Consider the following 19,355-nt stretch of genomic DNA (forward strand, 5'->3'; position numbering starts at 1 on the left):
GAAACCCGGCGTGTCGAGGTGTAGGCCTGGTTTTCCGGGTCTGCGCGGGCGGAAATATGTTGCGCGCGTGCATCATTCTGAGTAGCGTCGTCACCCGTGAACGCAAAGACCTGGGCCGACTTCCTCACCGCAGTCGCGGGACCCAACGCCCCCACGTCGAACCAGTCCGAGATCGCTCGCGTCGCCGGCGTATCGACCGCGACCGTCAGTAGGTGGGTGTCCGGGGACAGCCGTCCGAAAGCGGAGCAGGTCATCGGTGTCGCGCGCGCCTACGAGGTGAGCCCGCTCCACGCGCTCGTCGCCGCGGGCTACCTCGAGCAGGCCGAAGTCGAGGGTGAGGTCGAGGTGCCGCGCGCCCTGGCCATCGCCGACTACACCGAGCTCGAGCTCGCCCAGGAGATGCTCCGCCGTGTCGACCGTGGAGAGGGCGCCGTCCTCGAGCAGCCGGTCGACGTCGACCACCCCGCATGGGCCGCTGTCGGTGGCTCCGCACAAGATGACATTGAGTCACTGCCCAACGCCGCCAAGAGCGACGCCCGTGAAGTCGAGGAGGACGAACACACACCGTGAGCCATTACGTACCGCGACAGCACGCAGCGGACCTGGGGGTTCCGATCATCGACTACCCGCTCCGCGCGGACTTCGGCCGGTACGTCCCCCAGCTCGGCGCCATCCTCATCAAGCCCCGCATGCGTGCCGCCCTCGAGCGATCCGTCATCGCCCATGAACTTGTCCACGCCGAGCGCCACGAGTGCGCGACCGGCGTTCCCCTCCTCGACCTCCGCATGGAACGCAACGCCGACCGTGTCGCGTCGCTCCGCCTCATCGACGAGGACGAGCTGCTCGACCTCATGCGCTGGACTACCGACCCCGGCCGATGGGCCGTCGAGCTCAGCGTCACCGCCGACCTGCTCGAGGCTCGCGTCTCACAACTTCGCCGCACCGAGCAGGCGGTCGGCTGATGGCCTGGACCGAGAAGAAACCGTCCGGCAACTGGCAAGGCCTCTACCGCGACCCCCAGGGCAAGCGCCGCAGCGTCGGCACCTTCCGACGCAAGCCCGAGGCCATGCGCGCCGCCGCGACCGCCGAGGACGAGTCCCGCAAGATCGGCTGGCGCGACCCCACCGCATCGCTCGAGACGTGGGGCTCTTGGTGCACCGCCTGGTGGCCCACGCGCACCGTGGCCGCCGGCACGCTCGCGCGCGACCTCTCGCCGCTGAAGGTCCATATCAGGCCCCGGTGGGACAGCGTCCCCCTGGCCGACATCACCCGGCACGACGTGAACGCCTGGGTCGCCGATCTGCTCCGCACGGAGTCTGGCCGCACCGCGAAGACTCCGACCGGCACGACGAAGCTGACGCTCTCAGGCGCGTCCGTCCGCCGCATCGTCGCTCTGTTCTCCGCCTCGCTCACCGCAGCCGTTGACGCCGAGATCCTCAAGGCCAATCCCGCCGCCGGCGTTCGACTCCCCAGCGCCGCGCCCGGTGGCGATCGCTTCCTCACCCGTGACGAGTACGCCGCCGTCGCCGCGCAGCTCGAGCCCGAGGACCGCGCGATCGCCGACTTCCTCGTCGGCACCGGCGCCCGCTGGGGCGAAATGGCTGGCCTCCACGCGCACCGCGTCGACGACGGCCGCGGCATCGTCGCGATCGTCGAGACGTGGGACTCGAAGATGGACGCTGTGAAGCCGTACCCGAAGGGCAAGGAGCGCCGCGAGGTGCCCCTACCCGACTGGGTCCTCATCCCGTCGACGCCGTCACGCACGGCGCTCGTGTTCTCGCAGCCGGGGAAGATGCTCGACATCGACGGCTGGCGGAAGAACACCTGGAACCCCGCCGTTGAGCGCGCTGCCGTCGGGCACGTCCGCATCCACGACCTGCGTCACACCTACGCGTCGTGGCTCCTGCAGGCAGGGGTGAGTCTGGCCGACGTCGGAAAGCTCCTCGGGCACAAGTCATGGACCACGACGATGCGGTACGCCCACCTCGCGGAGACGCCGAACGCGCACGTCCTGTCGGCTCTGAGTCGCCCTGGCGGAGGGCAACCGGAGGGCAACGGCCGCCATGCAACGCCCCGGATGCGCCTGGTCACACCCGGACGCACCGCCTAGATTCCGCGGAACTATCCGCCCACACCCGGCCCGACCCGTTCACGCCCGAGACGGTGGTCGCTCTCGTAATGAGAAGGTCATCAGTTCGATTCTGATAAGCGGCTCCACCACGGCCCCGGGTCACGACGATCCGGGGCTGTTCTCGTCGTGCCGTCGTGCCGTCGTACCGTCGGCCTGCCGTCGTACCGTCGGCCTGCCGTCGTGACGTCCGTTCCGGTCCCTCCGCCCCCAGTAGTGGTGAGGGCGTCGACGACTTGTACCCCGAACGGCTGATCGGGCGTCGTCCACCGCCGTACGGTCGTTCTGCGACGCCCACCGGTTGCCGGAAGGAGGTGGCTCGCATGCCCCTCCGACTGATCTGCACCGCGCTGCTCGCCGCGGTCCTGGCGGGAGTCCTCGTCGTCGTCTGGGCCGGGGGAGATTCTTCGGCGCTCGCGACGGCCGGCGTGGCCGACGGGCGCGCCGCGGTGCTCGCCCCGAGAGGCGATCCCGTACTCGAGGCCGAGGGTGCAGGAGGCGCGGGCTGCGTCGCCGACGTCGCCGGCGCCTCCGTCCGCTCGCCCGCGCAGCCCGGGGCCGACGTCCCGTCGACGCCCAGGGGTGACGCGGACGCCGCGAGCGGCGCGACGGGCACCACCGGCGCCGACCTCCACGCGTTCCGGACGGCCTACGAGGACCAGCGGGAGGCGGCGTGCCTGGGTGCGCTCCCCGCCGCGAACGTACGCCACGACCCGTGCCTCGAGCAGTACCTCTTCTGGGTCGCCGGCGACCCGAGCCCCGATCCGTTGAGCGCCTGGGGGCACAAGGGCGAGGTGGTCCGCAGCGACGGGGTGCCGCCGGTCGGCTGCGACGGCAACCTCGCCGGGGGGACCGGCACGACCGGGGACGTCGCCGCCGCCAAGTGGTGGGCCTCGGCACCGCACCGGGCGGCCGTCTACCGACCGGACTTCCGTGGGGACCTCGCACACGCCTGCGTCGGGTTCGCCTCGGTGCACGGGGGACTGCCGGACGACAGCCCGGACTTCGTCCGTTCGGCCAGCCGCTGGTTCGCCTGCTGACCGACGTGCACCGAGACCGTGCCCGGGCCGCCCCACGGTCGACGTCGCCGGTGGCTGGTAGACAGTCCGCATGACACTTCGATGGGGAATCCTCGGCGCGGGCGGAATCGCCGCCACCTTCACCTCCGACCTGCAGGGTGCGGGGTTGACCGTCTCGGCGGTCGGGTCGCGCGACCTGACCAAGGCCCGAGAGTTCGCCGACCGAGCCGGGGTTGCCGGTGCACACGGCAGCTACGACGAACTCGTGGCCGATCCCGAGGTCGACGTGGTCTACGTGGCCACGCCGCACCCGTTCCACGCCGAGAACGCCCTGCTCGCGATCGCCGCGGGCAAGCACGTCCTCGTCGAGAAGGCCTTCACCGTGAACGCCGCCGAGGCCGAGAAGGTCTACGCGGCCGCCCGCGATGCCGGCGTGGTCGTCCTCGAGGCGATGTGGACGCGGTACACGCCGCAGAGCGCCCGACTCCGCGAGGTCGTGCGGTCCGGCGTCATCGGCGAGGTGCGCCTCCTGACCGCGGTGCACGTCCAGTCGTTGCCCACCGACCCCCGTCACCGCATCAACGACCCGGCCCTCGGCGGTGGGGCGCTGCTCGACCTCGGGGTCTATCCCGTGTCGTTCGCGGACGACCTGCTCGGCGAGCCCTCCACCGTCTCGGCCGCCGCCACGCTCAGCGCCCAGGGCGTCGACGCGCGCGTCGCGATCCAGCTCGGCCACGCGTCGGGGGCCACGGCCCAGCTCTACGCCGCGCTCGACACCTCGGGCCGCAACACGGCGACCCTGCTCGGCACCGCGGGACGCATCGACGTCGACGACACGTTCTACGCGCCGGGCGGGTTCACCGTGCGCGACTCGGACGACACCGTGGTCGAGCGATTCGACGCCGACGAGGGCGGCCTGCGGGGCATGCACCACCAGGCACTCGAGCTCGAACGGGTCGTGGCGGCGGGTCAGCACGAGAGCCCGTTGCTGACGGCCGCGGACGGCGTGGGCGTCATGCGCACGATGGACGAGGTCCGGCGGCAGATCGGTGTGCGGTACCCGTCCGAGGGCTGACGTCGGTGCTCGGCTCCGTATGATGTCCTCGATGAGCGATCAGGGTGAGCCACGACACGACCGACCTGAAGCGACCCCACGAGGCGCCGACCCCGTCGACGGGGCCCCGGTCGAGGCCACGGGGCGGGCCGGCTCGGTATGGCGCTGGGTCTCCTCACGGCCGCGAGGGGTGCTCGTGGCGGCCGGCGTCCTCGTCTTCGCGCTGCTCGGCGGCGGCGCCGTCGCCGCCGGCGCGGCCACCGCTCCCGGCGCCGCGACGGCCCGGGCGGGCGCCTCGTCGCCCCGACCGGTCGTCACGGTCACACCGACCGCCACCCCCACGGTCGATCCGACACGGTCGGTGCCCGACGTCGTCCCGGGTGCCACGCGATTGCGGACCTGCTCGGTCGCCGGTGCCGCCTCCGACGCCCGCCTGGCCCAGTTCGAGGGCAGCGTCGTCAACGCCGCCACGGGTGAGGTGCTCTTCGACCGCAACGGCTCGACCCCGGCTCGCACGGGCAGCGTGCTGAAGACCCTGACGAGCGCGGTGGCGCTGTCGGTCCTCGGGCCCGACACCCGTCTCACGACACGGGTGACCGGTGATCCCGGCACGGGCGCCGTGGCCCTGGTCGGCGGGGGTGACGCCACGCTCAGCGCCACGGGGTCGAGCGTGTACGCGGGGGCTCCCACGGTCGCCGACCTCGCGACCCAGGTCAAGGCGTCCCTCGGCGACCAGCCGCTCACGCAGATCACGCTCGACGCCACCTACTGGAACCCTGCCGACAAGTGGGACCCGTCCTGGAAGCGCACCGAGCAGACCATCGGCTACCACTCCGAGGTCACGGCGCTCATGGTCGACGGCGACCGGGCGAACCCCGCGGCCCAGACGAGTCCCCGCAGCACCGATCCCGTCGCCCGTGCCGGCGACGCCTTCCGTTCCGCGCTCGTCACCGCCGGGGTGGTCGGCGCCGACTCCGCCACGATGAGCCAGGGTACGGCCACCAGCGGCACCGTGATCGCCCAGGTGTCCTCCCAACCGGTCAGCCGCCTGATCTCGCAGCTGCTGCCGACCTCCGACAACACCCTCGCCGAGATGCTCGCACGCGTCTCGTCGAAGGAGTCCGGCGCCGATGGGTCGGCCGCGTCGCTCACCGCGCTCTACAAGTCGGTCCTGTCGTCGACCTACGGTCTCGACACGTCGTCGCTCACGATCATCGACGGGTCCGGCCTGAGCGAGAACGACGCCGTGCCCTCGACGTTCGTCGCGCGCCTGATGATCCAGGTGCTGAACCGTGAGCACGGACTCGGCGTGGTCTACGACGCCCTTCCCGTGTCGGGCAAGACGGGCACGCTCGCCTCGCGCTTCACGGGCTCGAACGCCGTGGCCCGCGGTGCCGTGCATGCCAAGACCGGCTGGATCGACACGGCCTACACGCTCGCCGGCACCGTCGACGCGGCGGACGGCACCAAGCTCACCTTCGCCTTCTACGCGATCGGTTCCGTGCAGGACAACGCGCGGGCCGCCCTCGACACCCTGACGACGGCGGTCTACAGCTGCGGAGACAACCTGGCCAACAGCTGAGGCAGGCCGATGTCGGTGCGGCGCGCGAGAATGGTCGCATGACCAGAGCACTCTTCGTCATCGACGTCCAGAACGACTTCACCGAAGGAGGCGCGCTCGGAGTCACCGGCGGCGCCCACGTCGCGAAGGCGGTCACCGACCACCTCCGAGCCCGTCGCGACCGCTACGACCTCGTCGTGGCCAGCCGTGACTGGCACTCGCCCGACGGCGACAACGGCGGCCACTTCAGCCCCGAGCCCGACTTCGTCGACTCGTGGCCGACGCACTGCGTGCAGGGCTCGCCCGGCGCCGAGTACCATCCCGACCTCGACGCCTCCCTCGTCGACGTGCACGTGCTCAAGGGCGACGGTCGACCGGCCTACTCGCTGTTCGACGGGTTCGTCGCCGACGGTCGACCGTTCGGCGAGGTCCTCGCCGCCGGGGGTGTCGACGAGGTCGACGTCGTCGGTCTCGCGACCGACCACTGCGTCCGCGCCTCGGCACTCGACGCCGTCGCCGCCGGTCTCACGGTGACCGTGCTGACCGACCTCGTGGCGGGCGTGGCCGCGGCCCCGAGCGCTGCCGCACTGGCCGAACTGCGGGCGGTCGGCGTCACCACCGTGCCGTCGTCCGGTGCCGGCACCGACTCACCCGGGGGCCGGGCATGAGCGGCCGGGGCGTGACCGCCGCCGATCGCCGCCGCGTGCTCGACGCCGTGCCCACCGGCCTCCTCGTCGGGGGCACCTGGGGTCCGTCGTCCTCGGGCGGCACCATCGACGTCGTCGACCCGGCCACGGGCGACGTCCTCGTCGCGGTGGCCGACGCCACTCCCGCCGACGGCCTGCGGGCCCTCGACGCCGCGGTCGCCGCACAGGACGCGTGGGCGGCGACGTCGCCGCGACACCGCAGCGAGGTGCTCCGCCGTGCCTTCGACCTGCTGATGCAACGGCGTGAGGACTTCGCCCTGCTGATGACGCTCGAGATGGGCAAGCCGCTCGACGAGTCGCTCGGCGAGGTCACGTACGGTGGCGAGTTCCTGCGCTGGTTCTCCGAGGAGGCCGTGCGCGTCTCGGGCCGCTACGGCACCAACCCCGAGGGCACCGGCCGCACGACGGTGCTGCACCGGCCGGTGGGCCCCTGCCTGTTGATCACGCCGTGGAACTTCCCCCTGGCGATGGCGACCCGCAAGATCGCGCCCGCCCTGGCGGCGGGGTGCACGGTGGTCGTCAAGCCGGCCGAGCTGACGCCGCTCACCACGCTCGCCTTCGCCGCGCTGCTCACCGAGGCCGGAGTGCCCGACGGGGTGGTGAACGTCGTGACGACCCTGGCGGCGAACGACGTGTGCGAGCCCCTGATCCGCGACGCGCGCCTCCGGAAGCTGAGCTTCACGGGGTCGACGCCGGTAGGTTCGACCCTGCTGACGCAGGCCTCCGAGCAGGTGCTGCGCACGTCGATGGAGCTCGGGGGCAACGCCCCCTTCGTGGTCTTCGACGACGCCGACCTCGACGCCGCGGTCGAGGGAGCGATGCAGGCGAAGTTCCGCAACGTGGGCCAGGCCTGCACTGCCGCCAACCGGTTCATCGTGCACGAGTCGATCGCCGACGAGTTCACGGCCAGGGTGGTCGAGCGCGTGCGCGGACTCCGGGTGGGCGCGGGGACCGACGACGGGGTCACCGTGGGGCCGTTGATCGACGACCGGGCCGTCGACAAGGCGGACCGGCTCGTCCGCGACGCCGTCGAGCGCGGAGCAGTGGTCGAGACCGGTGGCCACCCCGTCGACGGGCCGGGCACGTTCTTCGAGCCCACCGTCGTGTCGGGCGTCGCCCCCGGCAGCGAGATCCTGACCACCGAGATCTTCGGCCCGGTGCTGGCGATCTCGACCTTTCGGGACGAGGCCGACGGAGTCCGCCTCGCGAACGACACCGAGTTCGGGCTCGTGGCGTACGCATTCACACGCGACCTCACCCGAGGGCAACGGCTCGCCGAACGGCTGCAGACCGGCATGCTCGGGCTGAACGTCGGCGTGGTGTCGAACGCCTCGGCGCCGTTCGGCGGCGTCAAGTCGTCGGGCCTCGGCCGCGAGGGCGGTGCCGAGGGCATCCACGAGTACCTCGAGACGGTGTACGTGCTGACCCCCGACCCGTTCGCCGCCGCATGAGCGCCGTCGAGCCGCTGCGTGTCGGCATCGTGGGTTACGGGCTCGCGGGCCGGGTGTTCCACGGCTCGCTGCTGTCCGCCGACCCGGCGTGGCGGGTCGACGCCGTCGTCACGCGCGACCCCGACCGTGCCGCCCAGGCCGCCGCGGCGCACCCCGGGGCCGAGATCGTGGCCGACCTCGACGAGCTCGTGCGCCGTGGGCTCGACCTCGTGGTCGTGGCCACCCCCAACGACACCCACGTCGAGACCGCGACACGCGCCCTGAGGGCAGGGGCGGCCGTGGTCGTCGACAAACCGCTCGCGACCTCGGCGGCCGACGCCCGACGGCTCGTCGAGCTCGCCGACTCACTCGGTCGGCCGCTGACCGTCTACCAGAACCGACGCTGGGACGGCGACTTCCTGACGGCGGCGCGCCTGGCGGGGTCGGGCGAACTGGGCGACGTGCACACCGTCGAATCGCGCTTCGAACCCTGGAAGCTCGAGAACCGCGCCGGCTGGAAGCGTCGGGCGACCTCGGCCGACGGCGGGGGCATCCTGTTCGACCTGGGGCCGCACCTCGTCGACCAGGTGCTTCGGCTCGTGGGTCCGGTCCGGGCGGTCCATGCCGAGATCGCGACCCGCCGCCCGTCCGGTTCGGCCGACGACGACGTGTTCCTGTCGCTCGAGCACGACGGGGGTCGGCGGTCGAGGCTGGTCATGAGCCACGTCGCCGCCCTCCCCGGGCCGAGGTTCCGCGTCCTGGGTTCGGCCGGGGCGTACGAGGTGCACGGCCTCGACCCGCAAGAGTCCCAGCTGACGTCCGGACTGCGACCGTCCGACCCCGCCTACGGCGTCGACCCGGGCGATCGTCGTGGCGCCGTGACGACGGGCGGCTCACGCCGGGACGAGCCCACCGATCGGGGTCGGTACCCCGAGTTCTACTCGCAGCTGGCCCGTGCCCTGCGGGGTCAGGGCGAGCTGCCGGTGGACCCCTGGGACGCCGTCCGGGCACTCGAGGTGATCGAGGCCGCGCGTCGTTCGGCGGACGAGGGACGGGTGATCCGCCTCTGACCGCTCGTCGACCGGCGGCCGGCCGCGGGTCGCGCTCCGCTCAGAGCCTCGTCGTCCAGTCCACCGTCGCGAGGACCGCCGGGACGTCCACCTCGGCGAGGGTCGACGGCGACCACCGGGGTCGACGATCTTTGTCGATTACGCGTGCCCGGATGCCTTCGGCGAGGTCCGGGGAGGCGGCGAGCGAGGTGACGATGCCCAGTTCCTGCCCCAGGACGGCCTCGAGGTCGGGCAGTCGAGCAGCCCGTCGCCGGGCCGCGAGGGTCAGGACGACCGACGTGGGCGAGGCCGCCTCGAGGTCGTCGGCCACGGCTCCGGCCTCGGCCGGTCCCGATTCCGCCAGGCGGCGGAGCCTCCGCACGATCGTGACGGCGTCGTCGCCGCGGTAGGCGTCGTCGATCCAGGCGGCGGCAGCGGCGAGATCGGACGGTCCCGCGTCCGTCCCCAGTGCCCGCACGGCGTCGGGTCCCCCCTCCGCGAGTGCGGGCAGCACCTGCGTCAGGTCGGTCGACGGCACGAAGAGGTCGGCGAAGCCCGTGTGCAGGGCGTCGGCGGCCGTCATCGCGCGACCGGTCAGGGCGAGGTGGGTGCCGAGCTCTCCCGGAGCCCGCGACAGCAGGAAACTACCGCCCGCGTCGGGGGAGAGGCCGATGCGGGTCTCGGGCATGCCCAGCGAGCTGCGCTCGGTGACGATGCGCAGCGTGACGTGACCACCGAGCCCGATGCCGGCACCCATCGCGATGCCGTCGAGCAGCGACACGATCGGCTTGGACCACCGCGACAGGCGCAGCGTGCCCCGGTACTCGCGGCGCCACATGTCGACGCTGCGTCGCGGGTCCGTCGTGGCGTTGGCGTGGATCCAGGCGATGTCGCCTCCGGCGCAGAAGCCCCGTTCACCGGCGCCCCGCAACAGCACCGACGAGACGGCGGGGTCGTCCTCCCAGGTGTCGAGGGCCTGCTCGACGAGGCCGAGCATCTCGATCGTCACCGCGTTGATCTTCCGTGGACGGTTGAGGGTGACGACACCGACCCCGCGGTCGACGTGGGTCAGGACGGTGGGAACGACGTCGTTCATCCGGCCATCGTCCCACGGCACCGTGCCCGGGCCCCGACGGCCACGCGACCTCGGTGTCAGACGAGCAGCTGGTGCTTCGCGAGATCCCTGTAGAGCGGGGTCGTCCGCACCAGGTCCGAGTGGGTGCCCACGCCTACCACGCGACCGTCCTCGACGACGACGATCTGGTCGGAGTCGACCACGGTCGACAGTCGGTGGGCGATGACGATGAGCGTACGGTTCTCGGCCACCGCGTCGATCGCCTCGCGGAGGCGCTGCTCGTTCAGGCCGTCGAGGCTCGAGGTCGACTCGTCGAGCAGCAGGATCGGCGGCGCGTTCAGCAGCGTGCGGGCGATCGCCAGGCGCTGTCGTTCACCACCGGAGAGCATCACGCCGTCCTCGCCGACCTGGGCGTCGAGACCCTGGTCGCCACGGTCGAGCACCGCGGTGAGGTTCACGGCCTCGAGCACCCGACGGCAGTCCTCGTCGGTCGCCTCGGGAGAGCCCAGGGTGAGGTTGTCGCGGATCGTCCCCGCGAGCACCGGGGCGTCCTGTTCGACGTAGCCGATGCGTGACCGCAGGTCGCGTCGGTCGAGGGTGCGGACGTCGGCTCCGCCCACGCGCACGGCGCCCGAGGTCGGGTCGTAGAAGCGCTCGATGAGCGACAGGATGGTGCTCTTCCCGGCTCCCGAGGGGCCGACCAGGGCCGTGCGCTTGCCGACGGGCACCGAGAAGCTCACGCCACGCAGCACCGTGAGGTCGTCGTCGACAGGGCGCATGCCCGAGTCGTGGCCCGGCTCGCCGGAGACCCGTGGGCCGCCCGTCCCCGTTCCGGCGGGAACGGGCGAGTCGGGGTAGCGGAAGTGCACGTCGTCGAAGCGGACGGCGATGTCGTCCCCCGCGTCGGGATCGCCGCCGACACCGACCTCACGGGTCGCGACCTCGGCCGCGAGGCGCTCGTCCCCGTCGGTCTCGCTCGGCAGGTCGAGGATCTCTTGGATGCGCCCCAGCGCGCCGAGGGCCTGGTTGACGCTCAGCACGGCGCCGAGAGCCTGGCCGAGCGGCATGATCATGAGGAAGAGGAAGAGCACGAACGAGACGAGCGAGGCGATCTCGATGGCACCGCTGGCCACCCGGTAACCGCCGACGCCGAGCACGACGAGGAACGACGCCTGCAGGGCGACCGACGAGATCGGCACGACCAGGGCCGAGATCCGTGCCACCTGCAGTCCGCGCTGGTACGCGCCCTCGGCATCGCGTTCGACGCCGACGATCTCGCGGTCGGTGGCTCCCGAGGCCCGGATCGTGCGCACCGAGCTGATCGCCCGCTCGACGGCGGCGGTCAGGTCGCCGACCTTCTCCTGCGCCTGGCGGCTCGCGACGCGGATGCGGCCGGAGAGCAACACGACGACCACCACCGACACGGCGACCACGAGCACGGTCAGCCCGAGCAGCACGGGATCGATCAAGAACATCCCCACCAGCGCGCCGACGAAGGTCAGGCTGCCGCCGATCGCCTCGACGAGCCCTTGCGTGAGCACGGCTCGGAGGAGGGTGGTGTCGGACCCGACGCGCGACACGAGGTCACCCGTCCGGCGCGTGTCGAACTCACTGATCGGCAGACGGAGCATGCGTCCCACGAGTCGACGGCGGCTCGAGAGCACGACGCCCTCGCCGGTCCGCTGCAGGAGGTAGTGCTGGAACCCGCTGATCAGGCCGGCCACCACGACCAGCGCGACCAGCGCCCAGACGAGGGGCCCGAGCGTCACGCCCTGCTGCACGGCCGAGATGACCTGCTGCACGAGCAGTGGCTGGCCGAGCGACGCCGCGGCCCCGAGCACGCTGAGCACGATGATGAAGGCCATGACCTTCTTGTGCTCGAACAGGTAGGGCAGCAACTGGCGGAACGTGGCGCGGGGGCCCTCGGGCTGGGAGCGGCGACCCCAGCGCGGCCGGGGCGCGGCGGGCGGGTCGACCCGCGCCTCCTTCCCCTCGGACGTCGTCGTGCGCGCGCGTGTGTCGGAGCTCATGATGCCTCTCGTGCCTGGTGACCGGCGTCGCGGGGTGCGGCGGTCGGGAGTCGCGGGCGGTGCCACCGCCGACTAAGACCGTACTTCGTCCCGGTGACTGCCACCTGCGTCACGAGACCGGCCCGCGCCTCCGGTCAGGAGGCGCGGGCCGGTCGGCAGCGCACGGCGCCTCCGGTCAGCCGGCCGTGTCGTAGTCGACGTCCCGGGTCTCCCGGCTGAGCACGAGCGCGATCAGCGTCAGGACCGCCATCGACGACAGGTAGAGGCCCACGAGCCAGGTGCTGCCACCCGCCGCCGTCCAGAGCGCCACGGCGATGAACGGGGCCACGGCGGCTCCCAGGATGCTCGCCACGTTGTAGCTGATCGCCGAGCCGGTGTAGCGGACGCTCGTGGGGAACAGCTCGGGCAACACGGCCCCCATGGGCCCGAAGGTGAGCCCCATCAGGACGAAGCCGATGATCAGCAGCGCCTGCGCCCCGAGGGCCCCGGCCGCGAACAGCGGGGCGAACGTGAAGCCGAAGACGAGGATGCCCGCCGTCACGCAGATGAGCATGGCGCGGCGCCCGAACTTCTCGGCGAGCGGCCCCGAGACCAGGGTGAAGATGCCGAAGAACACCACGCCGAGGATCAGCATCCAGAGGAACTGCGTCCGGGGGATGCCCAGACCCGCCGGGGTGCCCGCGGCGTCGGCCGTCCCGAACGTCAGCGTGAACGTCGTCATCAGGTAGAAGAGCGTGTAGGTCGCGAGCATGATGAACGTGCCGAGCAGCAGGGGGCGCCAGCTCGACCGGAACACGCGGGCCAGCGGCAGGGTGGCGACGTTCCCCGAGTCGACGACCCTCTGGAACGCCGGGGTCTCGATGAGCTTGAACCGCACGTAGAGGCCGATGATCACGAGCACCGCGCTCGCCAGGAACGGCAGGCGCCAGCCCCAGGCCAGGAATTGTTCCTCGGTGAGGGTCGTGTTCAGCAGCACGAAGAGGAGGTTGGCGATGATGAAGCCGATGGGCGCGCCCAGCTGGGGGAACGTGCCGTAGATCGCGCGGCGGTTCGCGGGGGCGTTCTCGGTCGCGAGCAGGGCGGCACCGCTCCATTCGCCGCCGAGGCCGAGGCCCTGGCAGAAGCGCAACACGACGAGGCAGGCCGGGCCGGCGACCGCCCAGCCGGGCGTGGTGCCGGCCGGGATGCAGCCGATCAGCACCGTCGCGATGCCCATGGTCAGCAGCGATGCCACGAGGGTGCCTTTTCGGCCGATGCGGTCGCCGAAGTGCCCGAAGACGATCGAGCCGACGGGCCGGGCGATGAACGCGACGCCGAAGACGGCGAACGAGGCGAGCCGCGCGACGGCGGGATCGTCGTTGGCGAAGAAGATCGTCGGGAAGACGAGCACAGCGGCGGTCGCGTAGACGTAGAAGTCGTAGAACTCGATCGAGGTGCCGATGAGGCTCGCGACGATGACGCGTGAACGCTTGTTGGTGGCTGGGGTGGGCGACGTCGACGAGTCGACGGTGGGGGCAGACACGGGGGCACTCCGAGGGGAGGGGGCGAGGGCCGGCGGACGTCGACGACCGAGCGCGTGATGCGGCGCAGCGGGTCGGACGGAGGCGCGGTGCAGGGATCTGCGGATCGCTCGGCCGGGAGAGATGATGGCCGCTCGTGACAGCCGCCCCCGATGTTACTCCCGCACGGGCCCGGGCACGAACGTCGGACCCCGACGCGGGACGGACCGGGACGCGGGACGGACCGGGGCGTCGGGCCGCGGGCTCAGTCGTCGGAGCCGAGATGGCCGGGCAGCTCGTGACCCATGCGGTCGCGCTTGGTGTCGAGGTACCCCTCGTTGAACGCTCCGACGCCGACGACGAGGGGCACCAGTTCGGTGACCTCGATGCCGTGCTGGCCGAGCTGTCGCCGTTTCTCGGGATTGTTGCTGAGCAGGCGGACACGGGCGAGGCCGAGGTCGCGCAGCACGTCGGCGGCCGCACCGTAGTCGCGCGCGTCGGCAGGCAGCCCGAGGGCGAGGTTGGCGTCGAGCGTGTCGAGGCCGTCTTCTTGCAGGCGGTAGGCACGTAGCTTGTTGACCAGGCCGATGCCGCGCCCTTCGTGGCCGCGCAGGTAGACCACGACCCCGCCGTGGTCCCGGATGGTGTCGAGTGCGGCGTCCAGCTGCGGGCCGCACTCGCACTTCAGCGAGCCGAACGCCTCGCCGGTCAGGCACTCGGAGTGCACGCGCACGAGTGCGTCGTCGGCCGGGGGAAGGCCCGTCGGGTCGCTCGCGATGATCGCCACGTGGTCGGCCCCGGTGACGGTGTCGCGGTAGGCCCTCATGCGGAACGTACCGTGGCTGGTGGGGACCGTGGTCTCGACCTCGAACGACACCTGGGACGATGCGGCGGGGGTGGTGGTCATACGTGTCTCCTGGGGGTGTCGCGGGCGACGACCACCAGGTCGTCGCCGAGGGTGTGCGCATCGGTGACGCGCAGTCGTCGCTGTCGGTCGATGTGCTCGACACCGAGGTCGTCGAGGGCGGTCCGCGGGCCGCCGAGCAGCGTGGGCGCGAGGTAGACGAGGTAGTCGTCGACGAGCCCGAGCCGGACGAACGCGCTCGCGACGGTGGGGCCGCCCTCGACGAACACGCTGCGGACCCCGCGGCGTCCGAGGTCGTCGAGCACGGCCTCGAGGTCGTGCGTGCCCGTCTCGACGACCTCGCGGGGGTGTCGGCGTAGGGCGGCGTCGGTCGGCACGGGTCGCGTGCCGACGACGACGGGCAGGGGCTGGTCGGGGAGCAGTTCGCCGCCGTCGCCCCGGGCGGTCAGGCTCGGGTCGTCGGCCAGCACGGTGCCCGTGCCGACCAAGATGGCGTCGTGGGCCGCCCGCTGCTCGTGCACGTGCTGCCGTGCCGCCGTGCCGGTGATCCACCGACTGCTGCCGTCGGACGCGGCAGTGCGCCCGTCCAGGCTCGAGGCCCACTTGAGCGTCACGAAGGGTCGACCCGTCCGGGCGGTCACCAACCAGCGGCGAGCCATCTCGGCGGCCTCGTCGGCGAGCACACCGTCGACCACCTCGACGCCGGCGCGCCGCAGCCGTTCGGCCCCGCCGCCCGAGGACGCACCGGGATCGGGGACGGCATGGACGACGCGGGAGACGCCCGCGTCGATCAGGGCGACGCTGCACGGCCCGGTGCGGCCCACGTGGTCACAGGGTTCGAGCGTCACGACGGCCGTCATGCCCCGCGCCTCGCCGGGGGAGAGGTGCGAGAGGGCGTCGACCTCGGCATGCGGGGTGCCGGCACCGCGGTGCCACCCCTCGGCCGCCGTGCTGCCGTCGGGGCGCAGGAGGACGCAACCGACCTGGGGGTTCACTCCGCGGGCGGGTCCGCGTCCGGCGAGGGCGACGGCCCGGCGCATGGTGCGCTCGAGGAGGTCGTGGTCGTTCGCGGCGATGCTCACGGGGCCTCCGGAAGAGAACGGTCGCGCGCCGGAGCGTGCGCGGTGGGGGACGATCGGACGACGCCGTCGACGGCATCGGTGAGGGAGTCAACGCCGTCGGCCACGGGGTATTCCGCCGGGTGACCGAGGCTCGTCGGGGGATGCCCCAGGTCGGGCCAGCCCGGTCGGGCCACCCGTGTGTCGCCCGGTCGCAGGCGGGCCTTCCAGCAGAGAGGGTGGCCCCCGTCGCGGTCGGGGTGCAGCCCCGGGCCGACACCCTGGTAGGTGAACCCCGCACGACGGGCGACGGCGGCCGAGGCGTCGTTGCCGACGTAGCCCTCCCAGAAGAGCTCGCGCAACCTTCCGACGCCGAAGGCCCAGTCGGCCACCAGGCCGAGGGCCTCGGTCATCAGGCCGTGACCACGGGAGGCCGGGGCCGTCCAGAAGCCGACGTCTGACGACCGGAGCCGCACGCTGATGATCCCCTCGAGCAGGCCGGAGCCGGGGCGACGGAGCCCCCAGGTGAACTCGCGCCCGGTCGCCCAGCCGTCGTCGACGATGCGCCGGAGGAAGAACTCGGCGTCGGACCGGTCGTAGGGCACGGGCACCGTGGTGAACCGCTGCAGCGTCTCGTCCCGGCAGGCGTCGACGATGGCCGGGACGTCGGCCGCGCTCGGCACCAGCAACTCGAGGGTCGGTGACGCGAGCACGAACGGCAGCACGATCAGGCCTTGCGGACGAAGCCGATGCGGTCGTACACGGTGTCGATCGTGGCCTGGGCGATCTCGTTCGCCCGGTCGGCGTTGACCGCGAGGATGCGGTCGAGCTCGGCCGGGTCGGCGATCAGTTCGAGGGCGCGGGTGCGGACGGGAGCGAAGGTCTCGACGACGACCTCGGCCACGTCCTTCTTGAGATCGCCGTACCCGCGGCCCGCGTACCGCTCTTCGAGGTCGGCCACGCTCTCGCCCGAGAACGACGACAGGATGGTCAGCAGGTTCGAGACACCGGCCTTGGCCCCTCGGTCGAAGCGGATCTCGCGCTCGGCGTCGGTGACCGCCGACTTGATCTTCTTGGCGGTGCGGCTCGGCTCGTCGAGCATCCACACGACGCCCGAGTCGGTGGCCGCCGACTTGCTCATCTTGGACTCGGGCGACTGCAGGTCGTAGATGCGAGCGGACTCTTTCTGGATCGTCGCCTCGGGCACGACGAACGTCTCGCCGAAGCGTGAGTTGAACCGGGTGGCGAGGTCGCGGGTGAGCTCGACGTGCTGACGCTGGTCGTCACCCACCGGAACCGTCTCGGCCTGGTACAGCAGGATGTCGGCGGCCATCAGCGTCGGGTAGGCGAACAGGCCGAGCGAGGCCGCGTCGGCCCCCTGCTTCGCCGCCTTGTCCTTGAACTGCGTCATCCGCCTGGCCTCGCCGAACCCGGTCAGGGTGTTGAGCACCCAGGCCAACTGCGTGTGGGCCGGGACGTGCGACTGGATGAACAGGGTCGACCGCGCGGGGTCGATGCCCGCCGCGATGTACTGCGCGGCGGTGCCACGGATCTGGGCGCGCAACGCGTCCGGGTCTTGCGGGACGGTGATGGCGTGCAGGTCGACGACGCAGAACAGGGCGTCGTGCGTCGTCTGCAGCGACTTCCATTGCTGCAGGGCGCCGATGTAGTTGCCGACGTGGAGCGAGTCGGCGGACGGCTGCATGCCGGAGAAGAGACGGGGCTTGGTCATGAGGTCCTCGGTCGGTGTCGTGCGAGAAAGAAGGGCGGTGGGTGGGGCGCGGGGTCAGAGCCGGTAGTCGACGACGACCGGAGCGTGGTCCGACCACCGCTGGTCGTAGGCGGCCGCTCGGTCGACCACGTAGTGCTCGACGGTGTCGGCCAACGCCGGGGTGGCCAACTGGTAGTCGATGCGCCAGCCGGTGTCGTTGTCGAAGGCCTGACCGCGCCAGGACCACCACGAGTAGGGCCCCTCGACCTCGCCAGCGAAGCGACGACCCACGTCGACCCAGCCGAGGCCTTCCCCGCCGGTGCCGTCGACCGTCGCGACCTGCTCGCCCGCCGGCCCGAGGAAGCGGTCGAAGTACGACCGCTCACGGGGGAGGAAGCCGGCGCGCTTGACGTTGCCTTTCCAGTTCTTGATGTCGAGCTCGCGGTGCCCCACGTTGAGGTCGCCCGTGACCACCGAGAGCTCGTTGTGGGCGGCGAGCTCGGGGAGCCGCGCCGACATGGCGTCGAGGAACTTCCATTTCTCGTCCTGCTTGGGGGTGCCGACCTCGCCCGAGTGGACGTACGTGCTGACCACGGTCACGACGGTGCCGTCGATCTCGTAGTCCGCCTCGAGCCAGCGGCCGGCACTGTCGAAGTCGTCGGGCCCGAGCTCGACGCGGTGCACGTGGGCCTTGCCCCTGCTGGCGATGGCGACCCCGGCCCGGCCCTTCGCGGTCGCCGGGTCGTGGACGACGTTCCACTCGGGGCCGAGCAGCCCCTCGAGATCGTCGGTCGAGGCGCGCACCTCTTGCAGCGTGAGGACGTCGACGTCGCGCTCCGAGAGCCAGTCGCCCATGCCCTTGCGGAAGGCGGCGCGGACGCCGTTGACGTTGACGGTGGCGAGACGGAGGCGCGTGGACATGGGCTCCAGACTAGCGGCGGGCACCGTCACGGGTGCCGTCCGGGGGGCCCGTGGGCGGGACGTCGGACGGGCCGCCGCGGCGTACGCCACGCAGCGACCGCGAGAGCAGGCCACGGGCGCCGTCGACGAGACGACCGCCGCGCGACCGGGCCCGCGCCTCCTGGGCTCGTCGTTCCTCCTCGAGGCGCCGCAGGCGGGCCGCCTCCTGATGCGGGTCGGCGAGGACGCCGAGGTCGTCCATGCCGACGGCGATCCAGCCGGCGCTGAGCAGCAGCACCTGGCAGAGCAGGTTGATCACGATCAGCAGTCCGACGATCGCCGCGAACGAGGCGACCAGGGGGTTCGAGCCCGTGGCACGCAGCACGACGCCGCCGACGACCGTCAACGAGACGAACCCGGCCGCACCGATCATCGCCCCCGAGAGCAGGCGGCGGAAGGGGATGTGCAGGCCTGCCAACACGCGGAACAGGACGGCGAGCACCGCGGTCTCGAAGACGAACACCAGGACGACGCCGACCACACGGAGGGTCGTCTCGCCGACGATCGACCGGGTCGAGACGCCGACGCCGGACAGCAGGCCCGACACCGCCGTGGTGCTGACCAGCGACAGCGTCGCCGAGACGACGACCGCGGCGCCGAACGCCAGTGCCAGGCCGAGGTCCCGCACGATCAGCCGGCCCAGGGGCGTGACGGCCTGTGGCGCCCGGAACACGATCCGCACGCAGTCGCGCATGCTGCCGAGCAGCGTGACGGACGACACGAGCAGACCGAGCAGGGCGACGGCCCCGGTCCACCCGAAGACCGACGCGTCGAGCAGCAGCTCGGGGTCGACGACGCCCGTGCCGTCGGCGTCCTGGATCAGCCCGGGCACGGCCGAGCGGATGAACACGATCAGTTCGTCCCGCAGCAGTCGGTCACCCGAGACGACGAAGCCCGCGACCGAGAAACCCACCCAGAGGGCCGCGAACAGGGCGAACAACGCCTGGTAGGTCAGTCCCGCCGCGAGCAACGGCCCCTTCGCGGTGACGTGCCGTGCCAGCACGCGGGTGGGGCGTGATCCCGCGACGAGCGAGCCGGCTCGCCGCGCCCGCGTGGACGGGCCGCCGACCGAGGAGGCGCGGGTCGCCTCGACCGGGTCGGGCGTCGGTTCTCGGGTCCACGGCGCACGCATGCGTCCAGGGTAGGGGTGGTCGGGCGAGGCGGTCCGGGCCACCGGGATCGGCACCTGGATCGACGCTGGCCGGACGT

The 19,355-nt window shown here is 72.1% G+C and carries 17 protein-coding genes and 1 pseudogene; 9 read left to right on the forward strand and 9 right to left on the reverse strand.

Features of this window, described 5'->3' with window-relative positions:
* The first annotated feature begins 96 nt into the window (after positions 1-96).
* The 9 genes from EDF50_RS07170 (at position 97) to EDF50_RS07210 (ending at position 8,969) form a co-directional block, all read left to right on the forward strand.
* A complete protein-coding gene (locus EDF50_RS07170) occupies positions 97-570 on the forward strand; it encodes a helix-turn-helix transcriptional regulator (RefSeq protein ID WP_123518847.1) in 474 nt (157 codons plus the stop codon).
* Positions 567-962 (forward strand): ImmA/IrrE family metallo-endopeptidase, encoded by a 396-nt coding sequence (locus EDF50_RS07175; RefSeq protein WP_123518848.1) that lies wholly within the window; start codon positions 567-569, stop codon positions 960-962. Before EDF50_RS07170 ends, EDF50_RS07175 begins: the two co-directional genes overlap by 4 nt.
* Positions 962-2,110 (forward strand): site-specific integrase, encoded by a 1,149-nt coding sequence (locus tag EDF50_RS07180; protein WP_123518849.1) that lies wholly within the window; start codon positions 962-964, stop codon positions 2,108-2,110. Before EDF50_RS07175 ends, EDF50_RS07180 begins: the two co-directional genes overlap by 1 nt.
* A 341-nt stretch (positions 2,111-2,451) precedes the next feature.
* Positions 2,452-3,168: a hypothetical protein gene (locus tag EDF50_RS07185; protein WP_123518850.1), complete on the forward strand. Its 717-nt coding sequence runs from the start codon at positions 2,452-2,454 to the stop codon at positions 3,166-3,168.
* A 70-nt stretch (positions 3,169-3,238) separates the two neighbouring features.
* Complete coding sequence (locus EDF50_RS07190; RefSeq protein ID WP_123518851.1) at positions 3,239-4,222, forward strand: Gfo/Idh/MocA family protein; 984 nt, start codon at positions 3,239-3,241, stop codon at positions 4,220-4,222.
* A gap of 31 nt (positions 4,223-4,253) precedes the next feature.
* A complete protein-coding gene (gene dacB / locus EDF50_RS07195) occupies positions 4,254-5,783 on the forward strand; it encodes a D-alanyl-D-alanine carboxypeptidase/D-alanyl-D-alanine-endopeptidase (RefSeq protein ID WP_123518997.1) in 1,530 nt (509 codons plus the stop codon).
* Positions 5,784-5,821: 38 nt separating this feature from the next.
* Positions 5,822-6,430 carry an isochorismatase family protein gene (locus EDF50_RS07200; protein WP_123518852.1) on the forward strand — a complete coding sequence of 203 codons (609 nt, stop codon included), beginning with the start codon at positions 5,822-5,824 and terminating at the stop codon, positions 6,428-6,430.
* 11 nt (positions 6,431-6,441) lie between these two features.
* Complete coding sequence (locus EDF50_RS07205; RefSeq protein ID WP_233570401.1) at positions 6,442-7,920, forward strand: NAD-dependent succinate-semialdehyde dehydrogenase; 1,479 nt, start codon at positions 6,442-6,444, stop codon at positions 7,918-7,920.
* Positions 7,917-8,969: a Gfo/Idh/MocA family oxidoreductase gene (locus EDF50_RS07210; RefSeq protein ID WP_123518854.1), complete on the forward strand. Its 1,053-nt coding sequence runs from the start codon at positions 7,917-7,919 to the stop codon at positions 8,967-8,969. The genes EDF50_RS07205 and EDF50_RS07210 overlap by 4 nt, the downstream gene beginning before the upstream one ends.
* 40 nt (positions 8,970-9,009) lie before the next feature.
* Here the strand turns inward: EDF50_RS07210 and EDF50_RS07215 are convergent, their stop codons facing one another.
* The 9 genes and pseudogenes from EDF50_RS07215 to EDF50_RS07255 all read right to left on the reverse strand — a co-directional run bounded on the left by EDF50_RS07215 (position 9,010) and on the right by EDF50_RS07255 (position 19,278).
* Positions 9,010-10,044, reverse strand: coding sequence for an enoyl-CoA hydratase/isomerase family protein (locus EDF50_RS07215; protein WP_123518855.1), 1,035 nt, complete (start codon positions 10,042-10,044; stop codon positions 9,010-9,012).
* Between the two features lie 56 nt (positions 10,045-10,100).
* Positions 10,101-12,053 carry an ABC transporter ATP-binding protein gene (locus EDF50_RS07220; protein WP_123518856.1) on the reverse strand — a complete coding sequence of 651 codons (1,953 nt, stop codon included), beginning with the start codon at positions 12,051-12,053 and terminating at the stop codon, positions 10,101-10,103.
* Positions 12,054-12,228: 175 nt separating this feature from the next.
* Complete coding sequence (locus tag EDF50_RS07225; RefSeq protein WP_123518857.1) at positions 12,229-13,575, reverse strand: MFS transporter; 1,347 nt, start codon at positions 13,573-13,575, stop codon at positions 12,229-12,231.
* A 242-nt stretch (positions 13,576-13,817) separates the two neighbouring features.
* Positions 13,818-14,438 (reverse strand): annotated as a pseudogene (gene ribA / locus EDF50_RS07230) (GTP cyclohydrolase II); the annotation flags it as partial.
* Between the two features lie 17 nt (positions 14,439-14,455).
* Complete coding sequence (ribD, locus tag EDF50_RS07235) at positions 14,456-15,457, reverse strand: bifunctional diaminohydroxyphosphoribosylaminopyrimidine deaminase/5-amino-6-(5-phosphoribosylamino)uracil reductase RibD (RefSeq protein ID WP_123518998.1); 1,002 nt, start codon at positions 15,455-15,457, stop codon at positions 14,456-14,458.
* 38 nt (positions 15,458-15,495) lie between these two features.
* On the reverse strand, positions 15,496-16,200 hold the full coding sequence (locus EDF50_RS07240) for a GNAT family N-acetyltransferase (protein ID WP_158612660.1): 705 nt from the start codon (positions 16,198-16,200) through the stop codon (positions 15,496-15,498).
* A gap of 2 nt (positions 16,201-16,202) precedes the next feature.
* Positions 16,203-17,207, reverse strand: a complete 1,005-nt coding sequence (trpS, locus tag EDF50_RS07245) for a tryptophan--tRNA ligase (protein ID WP_123518859.1) — start codon at positions 17,205-17,207, stop codon at positions 16,203-16,205.
* 54 nt (positions 17,208-17,261) lie between these two features.
* On the reverse strand, positions 17,262-18,107 hold the full coding sequence (locus tag EDF50_RS07250) for an exodeoxyribonuclease III (RefSeq protein WP_123519000.1): 846 nt from the start codon (positions 18,105-18,107) through the stop codon (positions 17,262-17,264).
* Positions 18,108-18,117: 10 nt separating this feature from the next.
* The gene (locus tag EDF50_RS07255; RefSeq protein WP_148076783.1) at positions 18,118-19,278 is read right to left on the reverse strand and encodes a YihY/virulence factor BrkB family protein; all 1,161 of its coding nucleotides are present in this window, start codon (positions 19,276-19,278) and stop codon (positions 18,118-18,120) included.
* Positions 19,279-19,355 lie beyond the last annotated feature (77 nt).

Origin of the sequence: Frigoribacterium sp. PhB24 (assembly GCF_003755185.1) — a bacterium.
Classification (GTDB): Bacteria; Actinomycetota; Actinomycetes; order Actinomycetales; family Microbacteriaceae; genus Frigoribacterium.